Raw genomic sequence first — 13708 nt, 5'->3', positions numbered from 1 at the left:
ATTTCGAATTCTTCTATTTAATTGAGTAATTAAAATGTTTTGATCTAAAAAATAATCTTAACCTTTTACTAAGCTAAAGCTGAATGACATTGAAATCAGAGGGGTTCCATTATTACTAAACCTTGATTATTGTATATTGACAAAGATTTATCTGACCCAAACCCATCCTTTTATGAAAAAGCATTTTTTGATCAATTTGATCTTCTTTTTTGTGTGCAATTCAGTTTTTTCTCAACATCAAATCTTAACTGGAGGATGGGTTTTTGATACTGATACCAAGACCTTCAAAAAGAATAGAGCGATTTATATAGTCAATGGAAAGTTCGGGACCGGGAATGAAAAAGTGATGAATTGGCAGGTGAAAAGTCTGTCAGAGGATGATTACATTTTACCTGGATTGATTGATTTGCACGCCCATTATCGGGTAAGTTATGATGGGAAAGCCTATGATGATACTTTGGCCATGCCTAAGATTTTTTTGGCAAATGGGGTGACCAGTACATTTCCTGCCGGAGAAATAGAGCCCGAAAAAATGTGGGATTTACAGGAAAGGATTGATGCAGGGCAGGTTCCTGGGCCAAGAATTTTGCATTCAGGACCTTATTTCGGTACAGCTGCGCCAGATTGGAATCTGGATTTTACAGAGCAGGATATCCGCAAAAGAGTAGACGAATGGGCTGGAAAGGGAGCCTATGGCTTTAAGGCGAAAGGTATCACAGGAGAAGATCTTGAAGTCTTGATTGATCAGGCTCATAAGCATGACTTGACTGTGACGGGACATTTGAACTCTGGTTTTCGAAACTCAGTGAACCCACAGGAAGCTATTGAAATGGGGATAGATCGTGTGGAACATTTTCTTGGAGGAAGGCTATTTGCGGATTCTATTGATGCTTATCAAAGCTTGAAGCAGATCGATCCACAAGATCCTCGCTTGAATGAAATCATTCAATTATACATTGATAAGGGAGTTTATTTTGATGCAACCTTGGCAACCTACGGAGCAATAGGAATGATTGATTCGCCAGCCTTGTTTGATTTTGCATTTGAAGACCTTTATTTCACCCCATTTACTTTAGAAATTATTAAATCAAAGAAGCCTTCAAGTTTCAATGAACTGGGTGCTTTGATTTATCCGGTGAAGCAACAAATTCTCAAGCGGTATTATGATGCCGGTGGTTTGATCACCGTGGGCACAGATCGCCCACTTTTATTGGATAATTATCTGGGAGCAGGAATCGGCGGATTTTTTATCCATAAAGAGATGGCAGCGATGGTGGAGGTCGGAATCCCTGAAGGGGATGTGCTATATTTTGCCACTCAACAGAATGCTGAAGCTTTGGGTATAGAAGATAAAACAGGGAGTATCAAGCCTGGAAACTGGGCGGATTTGATTATCATAAAGAAAAACCCTTTAGAAGACATCACCCGAACAAGGTCCGTTCATACAGTCATCAAAGGAGGGAAGTTTTATAATTCCCAAGATTTAAAAAATCAAGCAAAGGGGAAATTAGGCCCTGAAAATTGATGATTAAGATGAAATAGAACGCCTACACTAATTGAATATTGATCCAAGTATAGAGTTTCATATTTTTTCGAGGAGATCTCATTTTTTTTGATTTTCTGCTGATTTACTTAAACCTCCCTTTTCTTATAGATTATCCTTAAGGGTATAATTATTTTTAGATTGAAACTGTATTATTGGTAGGATTGCTTGTATGAAAATTTAACTTTATATTGATAAGACCTATTTATTTGAAGTCAAAATAGGATGTTCTTCATATTCCGATGGTAATCTGAACGTGAATGGCTGAAAACATCTAGATTTTAGTTTTGGTCAGTGAGTTGGGGAATAGAAGCAATAATTATGACTCAGCTTGTTTTTTGAATTTTAACTTAGTTATAGATATAAACAGGTCTATATGAAGCAAAACGCTATAACTTTTCTGGTTCCCATCATCCCGGAAAAAATCCATGAATTGTTAGATCAGCTCAAGGCAATCAAAAAGGATTCTAGGAATGGTATTTCAAAGGAATTAGATGCGACGGCAATTATCCATTATGCTCGCTGGGTGGTAATCGATCATGGTAAATCTTGGATCGGCGATACTGTCAAAAGGGAACCGAAATTATTGTTTGTAGTGGATTATGATGGAAATAAAAATGAAATGCTTCAAAAGCTATTTGACAATTCAGGTATGCTCATCGACCTTGTTTATGTTTTTTGTAAAGATTATCCAACCTTGAACTCAATAACTACTGAAGACAGAATCGCATTTTTCAATAGGCATATCATCAAAGATGCTGCAGTTTATATAGGTGCTCCGGGCAGGACTGTAGATCAAATTCAAAAGGAAAAGAAACTTCGAAATTACATTAGAGAATATATTGATTCGCAGTCTTGGAAGGGGGTTCCCGCTCAGACTATACACAGTCGAATTAAAGATCAAGTCCTTTCAAACCCAGATTTTGGCTTTCTGAATGAACAAAGTGTTTCTATGCCTAGGATCAATTACGTAGGGATGTTCTTTCTGGGAATTGTTCTCTTAGCCCTATTGCCTTTATTGATTATTTGGGCCTTGATTGTTCATTTTTTCTATGAGAGAAAAGATGAAAACTTCACCAGAAAAAGGAGTCAGTTAAGCAATGAGCTCTTAAAAGAGCTAGAAATTGCGGAGGATTGGCAACATCAAAACCAATTTAGTCAACTGGTTGATATGAAAGAGGGGAATGTGCGCTTGATATCTATCAAATTCATGTTTTTGCTGTCCAATTTCTTGATTAAATTTATTTTTAACCAAGGTAAATTAATGGGGATTCCTACGATTCACTTTGCCAAATGGGTGATGTTTGAAAAGAATTCCAGAGTATTATTTTTCTCAAATTTTGATGGAAGCTGGCAGCAATATTTGGGTGATTTCATTGATAACAGTGGTTGGGGTTTGACGGGGATTTTTTCGAATACCAAGGTTTTCCCCAAAACCAATTTTCTGATCACTGGAGGGGCGTACCTAGAGGAATATTTTCTAGCCTGGAGCCGTAATTCTGAAGTGGTTACCAATTATTGGTATTCAGCGTATCCTGATCTTTCTATTAAAAATATCAACAACAATACCCGGATAAGGGTCCAGTTGATGAAAACTCTTTCAGAACGAAGGGCTGCCAAATTTCTTAAACTCTTTTAGCCGATTTCTATGACACTGCTCGAACTTGATAATATCCAAGGTTACCTGATCCGTGGGTATGCACATATGTTATACTCTAGGTTTGTTTACCTGCGGATTACAGATGCCAAAGCTACTAAAGCATGGCTATCCAATGCTTGGAAAGAAATGACCTCAGCGAAGCATTTTCATGATAAATCAAAAATCTCTTCAACTCACTTGAATTTGTCTTTTACTCATGACGGATTAAAGGCTCTTGGATTAAATGAAGAAAATTTAGATGCCTTTTCCAGGGAGTTTCGTCAAGGAATGGTTGCTCCACACAGGTCTCGATTATTGGGAGATATGGATGGCAGTAGCCCTGAGAATTGGAATTGGGGTGCCCCACAGAATGAACCCATCCATCTTTGTTTGATGATTTTCGGGAATGATAAGAAATTCGAAAATAACTTAGAAAAGGATAAAGATGTCTGCTTAAACTATTACAGGGAGCTTGCCTCAGAATTTGAGATAAATGGAATGAAAGAGCTCTTTTTTATAGATGGAAAGACACAACCAAATAATAAGGAACATTTCGGATTCAGAGATGGGATTTCTCAGCCGATTATCGAAGGCTCAGGTAGAGTAGGTGATAAAGATGATGTCATCAAGACTGGAGAGTTTTTGTTTGGATATAAGAATGAATTTGGAGTCTATCCCGACACACCGCTGATAGTAAAAGATCAAGGGGATCTGAATTTGCTCTCGTCGGATGCAGGGGGATCCGGTCTTAAAGACTTGGGACGTGACGGAACATTTATGGTCATGAGACAGCTCGATCAGGATGTTAAAAAATTCTGGAGTTTTATGAATGAAAACTCCATAAACCCAGATGGTACAGTCAACGTGGAAGAAAGTCTAAAGCTCGGGGCTAAATTTATGGGACGTTGGCAAAATGGCGCTCCTATTACACTTTTTCCGGATAAAGACCCGGGTATTTCCAGTTTGGTCAATGATTTTGGCTATGCAAAATTCGATAAAGATGGCTTAAAATGTCCCTTTGGATCTCATCTGAGAAGGCAAAATCCAAGAGATAATGTGGATGATCACGGCAAAAAAGAATCTCTAAAATTGAGTAAACAGCATAGAATTATCAGAAGAGCACGCCTTTATGGGGAGATTTACGAAGGGTCTCCTACGAATTTGACACCAAATGGTGAAGTAGGGCTGCTTTTTGTATGCTTTAATGCAGATATCAGTCGTCAATTTGAATTTCTTCAGTACACCTGGTCAAACCTTCCTAAAAACAAGGAACTATATAATGATCCGGATCCTATAATCGGAGCTAGGGAAAAACTAGAAGCTGGGGAAGAACAGAATTTTACTATTCAGGACTTGCCCGTAAGCAAAACAGTGAAAAATATCCCAAGAGTCATTACTGTCAAAGGCGGTGGATATTTTTTCCTGCCTTCCATTAATGTGCTGAGATATCTCTCGACTATTTAAGAATTTCTTCCACTAATCTTCCAGAAACTCTTTGGCATTATTGAGGCCATTTTGAAGGTATTTTTTCAAAAATATAGGGACAAATAAAGACAAGAAGATCCTTGATAAAAGGTTTTTGTAGGTGAAAGTATAGACCCATCGAAGTCTAGTCTTATCATCAACCGTATCAAACCACATGTGTCCATAGGTCTTCTTGGTGAAATGCTTGAAAATGTCACTGAATTCAGTTGTTTGATAGGCATAGTTTGAATAGGGATGAACTGAAATCAATTCCTCAACCAAGGTGGCTGAGTCTCCTCTCTCGACTAGTCTATTGTCTCCTACTTTTTCCCAATGGCCACGTAGTTTCGTTACTTTGATAACACCATAGATTGGGCCTGCTTTCAAAAGCCAACTCGAAAGTTTATTTACACTAGCCACAAATTCATAAGCCTTCTTTTTATCACAGTTGACTATAACTTCCGCAGTGGTAAACAAAATTCCTTTGGAAGGAACTTGCTGATCAAGAGTGACCTTTGTGTTTATTTCGTTGATGTCTTTTAGGAAATCGTCACTGTCTTTTGGTTCTGCATCAGGTAGTTTATTGTATTGATGCCGGAATTTTGACATTGCCTCATAAACTCTTTTTCTCACTCTGTTAAATGCGCCCAAGGGACGGTGTTCTGGTAGGGAATGCCAGGGATTGAAGGATAAATTGTCACCAAATTCGATTTGTGCATTGGTGTCAAAAATTTGAGGTGGAATAGTTAATGTGGCCACCTTGATGTATTGGGAGCTCCAGGCAACAGTTGGGTCCTCGATGGGCATTGCGTCCGCATCAGTCTGCAATTGAATGAAAAAATCAAATTTTGCCTCATTGTCATGCAGGGTTTGAGCAAGGTTATACCTCAAATAGTTCTCATCAGTCGTATTTTCGACCACTACAGTATTACATGGGCTGGGGCGAAGATGATATTTTACTGCATGATCAATGTCTCCAAATTGATAAGGCTGAGTACTCCAATAAGGAATATCTATTGGGTTTTTACAGGCCACTTTACTCTTTGTAGCTCGAACGATTATTGGCCAGAGTAAAGGGTTTAGGATGAATAATTTACTTTTAAAAAAATTAGGAGAGGTCATTGCATTGAGTAAGCGACTCAGTTCTTTGATGGATTTTGCAAAAAAAGTCTCACTGCTCATCAATAAAAAATCTTGAGTTTCTGCATGTAACTCATCGTCTAATATTTTTTCACCTGGGACTCCCAGAAGTTTAATAGCAACACCCCTAATATCTTTTTTCTTATCCTTCTGGGGTTTGGTGTTTCCATTAGAAAAACGGACCCACGCATGAAATTCTTTAATCTCACCTTTAAACACTCCGATTTTTAATTCTTGAGGTAAATCTTCTACTATAGAAAAGACCGCCTTAACGCATCCATGCATTTTTGTGTGGACTTGTCGGAGCATTTTTTTGTCCTTGTACATCCTGGTGACCTGCTCTTCGAATTCCTGAAGTAATTTGTAGGCAATTTGATCTTCATCCGCCTGAACATACTCATGGCCAATTTTTTTTGGAGTTTCGTTTGTTCTTGACATTTTCCTTTAAAATGTGGTTGAAAAAAATAAAAAGATTAAGGGAATGTACTTAAAAATTTGCTCAAGGAGATAATACTTGGGAGTTTTATTTTGTATTTTATATATTGAATATTGTATTAAATTTAGCATACTGCTCCTAATAATATTCTGAATCAATGATAGGCAGTAATAATTTATTAGTTAAACTCGGCTTTTTATGAAATGGCAAATTTTGTATTCTTCCGTTGATTCTGCTGCTCAAGAGGCAGGTTCAGTAGTGGATCAAAATTTTGTAACTAAAAAAACAGCTCTTTCTAGCCTTTCCCAGATAGAGACTTTAAAAGCAAATAATGAAGTTTCATTTTTGGGTACTCCTGTTCCTGGTTTTAGAAAAGTCTTAGAATCTGAAAATAATGGAGCTGATTTGATCCTCAAACTTCAATCTATAAAAGGTGTAAGCTTGAGAGAGTATCTGTCCGAGCCCAGAAGCCTTGAAGAAAAAGTAAAAACTTGCATTAAGATTACCAAGAAACTGGTCGAGGTTCATCGGAAGGAATATGTTCATTTGAATTTAAATCCCGACCATATCCTAATCGAGGACCAAACAGAAGAAGTTTTTTTTATCAGCCTTGGTTTAGCCACCAGAATGAAAAGGAAAATCGGTCTGGAAAGAGATTTGGTGTTTTTGGAGGCAGATTATGATTTTATTGCTCCTGAGCAAACAGGTAGAATCAGTACAGAAATCGGCTTTTATTCTGATATTTATTCACTAGGCATCATTTTTTATTGGGTATTTGCTAATCAATTACCTTTTGAGTCAAAAGAAAGAGCAGCTAAAATCCATGCCCACATTGCTATTACCCCAAAGAGGCTTTCTGATTTTTTAGATATTCCACCAGTACTTTCAGATTTGATCATGAAAATGATTGAAAAGGATATTCAGTTCAGATATCATTCTGCACAAGGTGTTTTGTATGATCTTCAAATGATCTTGGAAGCCTTGCAACATGATTTCGATATTCAGGGTTTTTTGCTAGGAACTCAAGATTCATCAGGCAAACTCTTGTTTTCCGATCAATTATATGCTCGAGACAAGCAGATTAAGCAACTTATGGATGCTTTTTCCCGAGCCTCGGAAAATGAGAAAAATCTGGTATATGTTTTTGGAAACTCCGGTGTGGGCAAATCCGCTTTGGTGGAGCGTCTTTACCGTCCAGTAGTTCAATCGGGAGGTTTTTTTATATCAGGGAAGTTTGATCAGCTACGTGCTGATGTCCCTTATTCAGCATTTTCTCAGGCCTTGGGAAAATTGATCCATCAAGTATTGTTATTAAACGAAACTGAGCTAAATAAATGGAAGACCAAACTCCATAGTTTATTGATGCCTATTGGAAGAGTCCTATTTGAGGTGATTCCTGGTTTGGAAAAGTTGCTTACCAATGAGCCTGAAATTCCTCAGTTGACAGGAGCCGAAGCACAATTGAGATTTAACTATGCACTCACACGTTTTTTCATGGTGTTTGCAGAATTGGGAAAACCAGTTTTTATTTTCATCGATGACTTGCAATGGTCTGATGTTTCTTCACTGGACTTAATGAAAACCATTCTTGTCAATTCGGAACTAAATAATATTCTCATTGTAGGAGCTTATCGGGACAATGAAATAACACCAGGACATTTGTTTCAGCAATTTAAAATGGAATTGGAGGATCTTGGGATCCAACCAGAAGAGATATTGTTAGAAAACCTAAAAGAAGAAGATGTCAAGCTTTTGGTTTCTAATGTGCTAGGTAATTCTAATCGAGATTTGGATGAATTGGCAACCATAGTATTTAAGAAATCAGCTGGAAATGCACTCTTTGCAAATCAGTTTATAAAAGCAATTTATAAAAATGAAATGCTGTTTTTCGACAGTGATGAAGGTTCTTGGAAATGGGATCTTAATAAACTGATCAGCTTCAATGTTGAAGGAGATATTGTGAATTTATTTCTGGAGACAATCAACCAATTACCTGAGAGCACAAAATCTATTTTGAAAATAGCCTCATGTATAGGAAATAAATTCAACCTTCAGGATTTGGTAACTATTTCTGAAAAGGAAAAAGGAATGGTTGTCAAGGATTTCAATCTTGCACTGGATTTGGATTTAGTGATTGAGAATCTGAGTGGTAGTTATTTTTTCGTCCATGATCGCGTACAGCAGGCAATCTATTCATTGATCGATGAGGATGGAAAAAAAGAAACTCATCTAAAAATTGCCCGGACATTCCTCCATTCGGCAAAAGAAAAAAACCTGAAGGAAGGGATTTTTGAGATTGTCAATCAATACAATTTTGGGAAAGAACTGATAACTGATCCCAAAGAGTTTAAAATTCTTTGCGAGCTCAATAGTATAGCGGGTCAAAGAGCACAAAATTCGACTGCATACATCTTGGCAATGCAGTATTTTGAAAATTCCTTGGACTTACTTCCTGAAGATGCCTGGGAAAAGGATCGTGATTTTACTTATGATCTTTATCTCAAATCCGCCTCTGCTGCCTATCAATGTAATAATCAAAATCTATTTGAAAAGTATATCAGTCTGCTTGATATAAATGCGCAGAGTACTTTGGACAAATTGAAACTTGCCAACCTCAAAATCCAAAATGCCAATGTAGAAAATGATCAAAAGCGGGTTATTGAAATAGGCTTGGAAATCCTGAAGCTGGTACAGATTGACATGAAGGCGCATCCCAATCAACTGAATGTTCTTTTTGGATTTGTAAGGACCAACATTCGGCTTGCATCTTTTTCAGAAGAAAAGATCCTCAGCTTGCCAGAGATTAAAGATGAAAAGTTGTTGATAGCAATGTCGATCATGCATCACATGGCTTTGGCAGCTTATCTTACAGAACCCAATTTGCTGCCTTTATTGATGTTTGAGCTAATCCGGCTCACTTTAAGATTTGGATTAGGTCCCAAAACTCCCATGGCCTTTGTAGTCTTCGGTTACATCAATATTGCTTTCATGGGGAATACAGCCAAAGGACTCAAAATGGGTCAATTGGGTAATAGTGTTTTCGAAATCATCCAAAATGAGGATGAGTTTGTTTCTTTTAAGCAAGTATATGTGATGTTTATTTCGCATTGGTTAAAGCACCTGGCAGATAGCATCCCAGAGTTGGAAGAAGCATTGAAAAAGGGGCTTGAAACCGGTGATTTTGAGTTTACCTCCATCATTGGTCAATTGATAATTTATTGGAATTTTTATGGGGGTGAGGCCATTCCCAAAATATTAATGAGAGGGGAATTACTCGCAAAACAAATTATGCCGCTCAATCAGATCATGCAGATCAAGCGAATAGATTTGTTTCGCCAGTCAGCCCATAGCCTATTAGAGGGAGTCGAAGATTTTGAGGTGTTGAGAGGAGAGCTATTCGATGAAAGGCAAGTCGATTTTCCTGATGTACCTGCCTTCAGTTTGTATTACCACAATCTCTACTCCCAAAAGAAGATTTTGGCATTGATTTTCAATCAAAATGAAGTTGCTTGGAAATATTGTTGTTTGGAGAAAAATCACCTGATTCCTGTGAAAGGCTCCATTACTGAGATGTTGTTTTTGTTTTATGAAAACCTTTGCATTACACCAATATATGCTTCCAAAACCAAGCAAGAACAAAAGGAATTGCTTAAAATCTGCAAGAAAAACATCAGATTGATCGGAGGGATGTTGAAGCATTCCGAGGTGAATTTCCAGCACAGGCATGAATTCATGAAAGCAGAATTGGAAACTCTCAATGGGAATTTTGATTTAGCTATCAAATCGTATACCTATGCGATCAGATATGCCAGGATCCATAAATACATTCAGGATGAGGCGTTGATATGGGAGCGGGCTGGCAATTATTTTAATTCACAACAACAACCAGAAGCAGCTCAGTTTTACTTGTCGAATGCCTACAAATCTTATGAGAAATGGGGAGCAAAAGCTAAGCTTACTCAAATGAAGGAGGTTTACGATCAGTTCATTTCCCCAGAGGAAATTGGTGTGAACTCCAATATTCTTGATCTGGATACAATTCTGAAAACGATTAAGTTGATTTCAGGAGAAATGAAATTGGAGAATATTCTCACTGGGTTGATGCAGCTGGTAAGCGAAAATGCTGGAGCTGACAGAGCTTTTTTAATTACTATCGAAGAGAATAATAAGCAGATCAAAGCATCTATTGATAATTCGACAAACGATATTCAAGTCCTACAAAATATTCCATACGAGGATTTTGAAGAGATCAGTCATTCAGTAATCAATTATGTACTTCGATCCGGTGAAACTTTAGTGCTAGATGATGCAACCAAGATTTTACCTTATTCTGACGAAGATTATATAGAGGAAAACCAAGTGAAATCGATTCTTTGTATTCCCCAAAAGCATTCAGGTGTAGGTTTCTCGATTTTGTATCTGGAGAATAGATTGCTTTCAGGAGCATTTACAAAAGAAAGAGTAGAAATCCTTCAAGTGATGGCTACACAGACAGCTATTTCACTCCAAAATGCCATGCTTTTGGAAAGTACGAATCAGCTCAATAAGAAATTGATTGAAGAGGTAGAAGTCAGAAAAGGCGTAGAGGAAAGTCTAAGATTAAATGAAAAAAGGCTAGAGGAATACAATGCGAATCTAGAGTCTAAGGTCAAAGAAAGAACATTGGACCTGCAGGTCGAAAAGGAAAAGTCAGATGAACTTTTACTTAATATTCTTCCTATGGATATCGCAAGGGAATTGAAAGAAAAGGGGAAAGCTGAATCCAAAAAGTATGAAAGTGTGACTGTGATGTTTACTGATTTCAAAGGCTTTTCAATGATAGCAGAGCAAATGAATGCAGTGGATTTGGTTTCTGAAATTGATTTTTGTTTCAAAGAATTCGATCGAATCATTGAAAGAAATGGGATCGAAAAAATTAAAACCATAGGAGATTCCTACATGGCTGCAGGAGGGATTCCTATTAAAAATGATACTCACCCAATAGATGTTATCAATGCCGCTATTGAGATTCAGAAATTTATTGAATCTCAAAAAGAAAGAAGTATTCAAGAAAACAAACCGATTTTCGAATTGAGAATAGGAATTCACACAGGAAATATCGTAGCTGGAATAGTAGGACTCAATAAGTTCGCCTATGATATCTGGGGGGATACAGTGAATCTTGCATCCAGAATGGAAAGTAGCGGAGAGGCTGGGAAAATCAATATTTCAGGCTCTACCTATGAATTGGTAAAAGACCATTTTTCTTGTACTTATCGAGGAAAAGTCCAGGCTAAAAACAAAGGTGAAGTCGATATGTATTTTGTGGAAAAGTAAGCTTCTGAAAAATAATTGCTGCTAGGGAGCAGGCCTAGCTAATTCCTCTTTTTTTTATTCAACCACACGATAAATCCAGTAATTGGTAAAGAAGCTCCTATCAAAGAACCCAAAAAGGCCAATATTCTTCCTGGAAGTCCCCATACACTACCAAAGTGAACTTCATAAACTAGTCCATTTATTTTGCTAAAAGTACTTCTGTCTTGAGCTAATCCGCTTTGAAAATTCCCAGATAAAAGCTTTCCGTTATACTGGTCATGGTGGAAATGATCAACCGCATTGATTCCTTTATTTGGGTTGATGACTGATAGGTGGATGGACTCATCAGATTTGTGAGGAATACTGACTCTAATCTCTGAATCTGTGTATTTAGAATGATATTCCTGGATAAGCATATTCAAGATTTCATCATTAGCGATTTTTGGATCAGTAGAGGTAGGGATAGAAATAGGCGTTTCCCAAGTTTTTTTATTTTCACCACTGACCCCTTTCAATGTCTCTTGAACTATCGAAAATCCCCAGAAAATTCCTGTTCCAATAGTGAAAATCAGGATCCATGATGCATAAAATCCAAGGATATTATGAAGGTCATAATTCAGTTTTTTGGGTGAAATAGACCATTTGATGAGGAACATATGTTTTCCAGGTTTTCCTTTGCTCGGCCACCATACCACCAATCCAGAGATAAGCATCACCAGAGCCAACAAAGTGACCCAATGAACAAGCTCTCGTCCAAAAGGTCCCAAAAGGAAATTTCTATGCAGCTTCTTTAAATAATTGATCCAGCCTTTATTCATGTCCTGCAAATGGATCAAATCACCTGAATAGGGGTTTAGGTAAGCGTGATAATAGGTGCCCGGGACATAAAGAAGAACTTCAATTGCACTTTCGGAATTTCTGAATAAAGCAGTACGAAAATCACCTTCTGGAAATTCAGTTTTCAGAGTGTTTTTGATATCCGAAATCGAAATAAAAGGGCGGTCTTCGCTAGTTACCTTTTGATGGTAAGTGAAGTAGCTGAATTCAGGCTCCCATGTATATAATGCACCAGAAAATGCGGTGATAAAAAACAGAAAACCTATGCCTAAGCCTATGATTAGGTGTATTTTGGCTATGTGCTTTCTCAAGTTGATGTCTAACTATTTGAAAATTTTAATTTATGGAATTTAAATCACAAAGTGTTAGATCTTTCTTGTTTCGCTGAAAGTGAATGAGCTGGGTCAAAGATGGTAAGGAGAGCGTGTTTGATAGAAGAAGAAAACCAGCGATATCCCACAAATCACAAACCAAGGAATTCCAAAAATTACGCTAAGAAAAAGTATGAAAAAGGAAGCGATGAACCAGTTGGAAAGGTAAGAGCTGCTAAATTTCCAGTATTGGATTCCTAACAAAATCAGTTGATTTCCTAGAAGTAGAAAAGGTAAACTCAGGAATTCTAAGCCCTTAAATGGATAGACGCCTTTCCAAATTAAAAACAATAATTCTGGAAAGGATACGAGAATTATCGAAAGAAAATGATAGGAGAATTTTTCAATGGACCTGAAAGGAATGCTGATAAACCAACTTTGTTTGATCAGTTCGAATTCTGCCTTTTCCATCAATATTGGGATTTGGAAAAAGGAGGTGGCCAGTACTCCAAACTGCATCCATCGGATATCATAAACCCCGGAAGCAAAAGAGACGAAAAATCCATTTAGAAGGGCTAAACTTAAAATTTTGGTCAGAAGAAAGAGTAAAGGCCGATTCTGCCTTAATTCTAAAATCAACCATGAAAATCGTGGTAGGTTCCAGTTGACTTTGGGTCTTTTAAGAATGGTTTCAGGAATAGGTTTTTCTTGAGCTCGATTGATTGTCCAAAGATTCAGGCCAATTCCCAAGATGACAGAAAACCATAAAATTAAAAGGAGGATCCATGCATTTTCTTGAACTCCATAAAAACTAACAAAAAGGAAATAGAAGAGGAAAAAAGCCAGGTTGACCAAGATGATTTTTAGCCAGATTTGAAATTTGTCTCGTTGCTTAAAAAGTCCTATCTGGTGAAATATTTTGTATTCTCTTTGAGAGAGTAATGCTTTCATGATTTTCAAGTGAAAAATTGAAAATCCCAGAAAACTGAGTGGTAGAATGCTGAAAGCTAAAGGATTTCTGAATAAAAACTTGGCTAGAAGAA

7 protein-coding genes are annotated in these 13708 nt (G+C 37.3%); 4 read left to right on the top strand and 3 right to left on the bottom strand.

The genetic code is table 11. The annotated features are described in order from the left end of the window. The first annotated feature begins 172 nt into the window (after window positions 1-172). The 3 genes from O0V13_RS17855 to O0V13_RS17845 all read left to right on the top strand — a co-directional run bounded on the left by O0V13_RS17855 (window position 173) and on the right by O0V13_RS17845 (window position 4646). Window positions 173-1525 carry an amidohydrolase family protein gene (locus O0V13_RS17855; protein ID WP_268036349.1) on the top strand — a complete coding sequence of 451 codons (1353 nt, stop codon included), beginning with the start codon at window positions 173-175 and terminating at the stop codon, window positions 1523-1525. 394 nt (window positions 1526-1919) lie between these two features. Next, complete coding sequence (locus O0V13_RS17850; protein WP_268036348.1) at window positions 1920-3182, top strand: hypothetical protein; 1263 nt, start codon at window positions 1920-1922, stop codon at window positions 3180-3182. A gap of 9 nt (window positions 3183-3191) precedes the next feature. Then, window positions 3192-4646 (top strand): Dyp-type peroxidase, encoded by a 1455-nt coding sequence (locus O0V13_RS17845; protein ID WP_268036347.1) that lies wholly within the window; start codon window positions 3192-3194, stop codon window positions 4644-4646. A gap of 12 nt (window positions 4647-4658) precedes the next feature. On the opposite strand, the gene O0V13_RS17840 is transcribed toward O0V13_RS17845, so the two are convergent. Then, window positions 4659-6224 carry an SRPBCC family protein gene (locus tag O0V13_RS17840; RefSeq protein ID WP_268036346.1) on the bottom strand — a complete coding sequence of 522 codons (1566 nt, stop codon included), beginning with the start codon at window positions 6222-6224 and terminating at the stop codon, window positions 4659-4661. Window positions 6225-6420: 196 nt separating this feature from the next. Here O0V13_RS17840 and O0V13_RS17835 point away from each other — a divergent pair, with 196 nt between their 5' ends. Beyond that, on the top strand, window positions 6421-11538 hold the full coding sequence (locus O0V13_RS17835; RefSeq protein WP_268036345.1) for an adenylate/guanylate cyclase domain-containing protein: 5118 nt from the start codon (window positions 6421-6423) through the stop codon (window positions 11536-11538). 38 nt (window positions 11539-11576) lie between these two features. Here O0V13_RS17835 and O0V13_RS17830 read toward each other — a convergent pair whose 3' ends face one another. After that, window positions 11577-12665 carry a PepSY-associated TM helix domain-containing protein gene (locus tag O0V13_RS17830; protein WP_268036344.1) on the bottom strand — a complete coding sequence of 363 codons (1089 nt, stop codon included), beginning with the start codon at window positions 12663-12665 and terminating at the stop codon, window positions 11577-11579. Between the two features lie 93 nt (window positions 12666-12758). Beyond that, complete coding sequence (locus O0V13_RS17825; protein WP_268036343.1) at window positions 12759-13616, bottom strand: hypothetical protein; 858 nt, start codon at window positions 13614-13616, stop codon at window positions 12759-12761. Window positions 13617-13708 lie beyond the last annotated feature (92 nt).

The organism is Algoriphagus sp. PAP.12 (assembly GCF_026652115.1).
Taxonomy (GTDB): Bacteria; Bacteroidota; Bacteroidia; order Cytophagales; family Cyclobacteriaceae; genus Algoriphagus.
The sequence above is the reverse complement of the archived record's forward strand: the minus strand, read 5'-3'. Positions and strand labels throughout refer to the sequence as shown.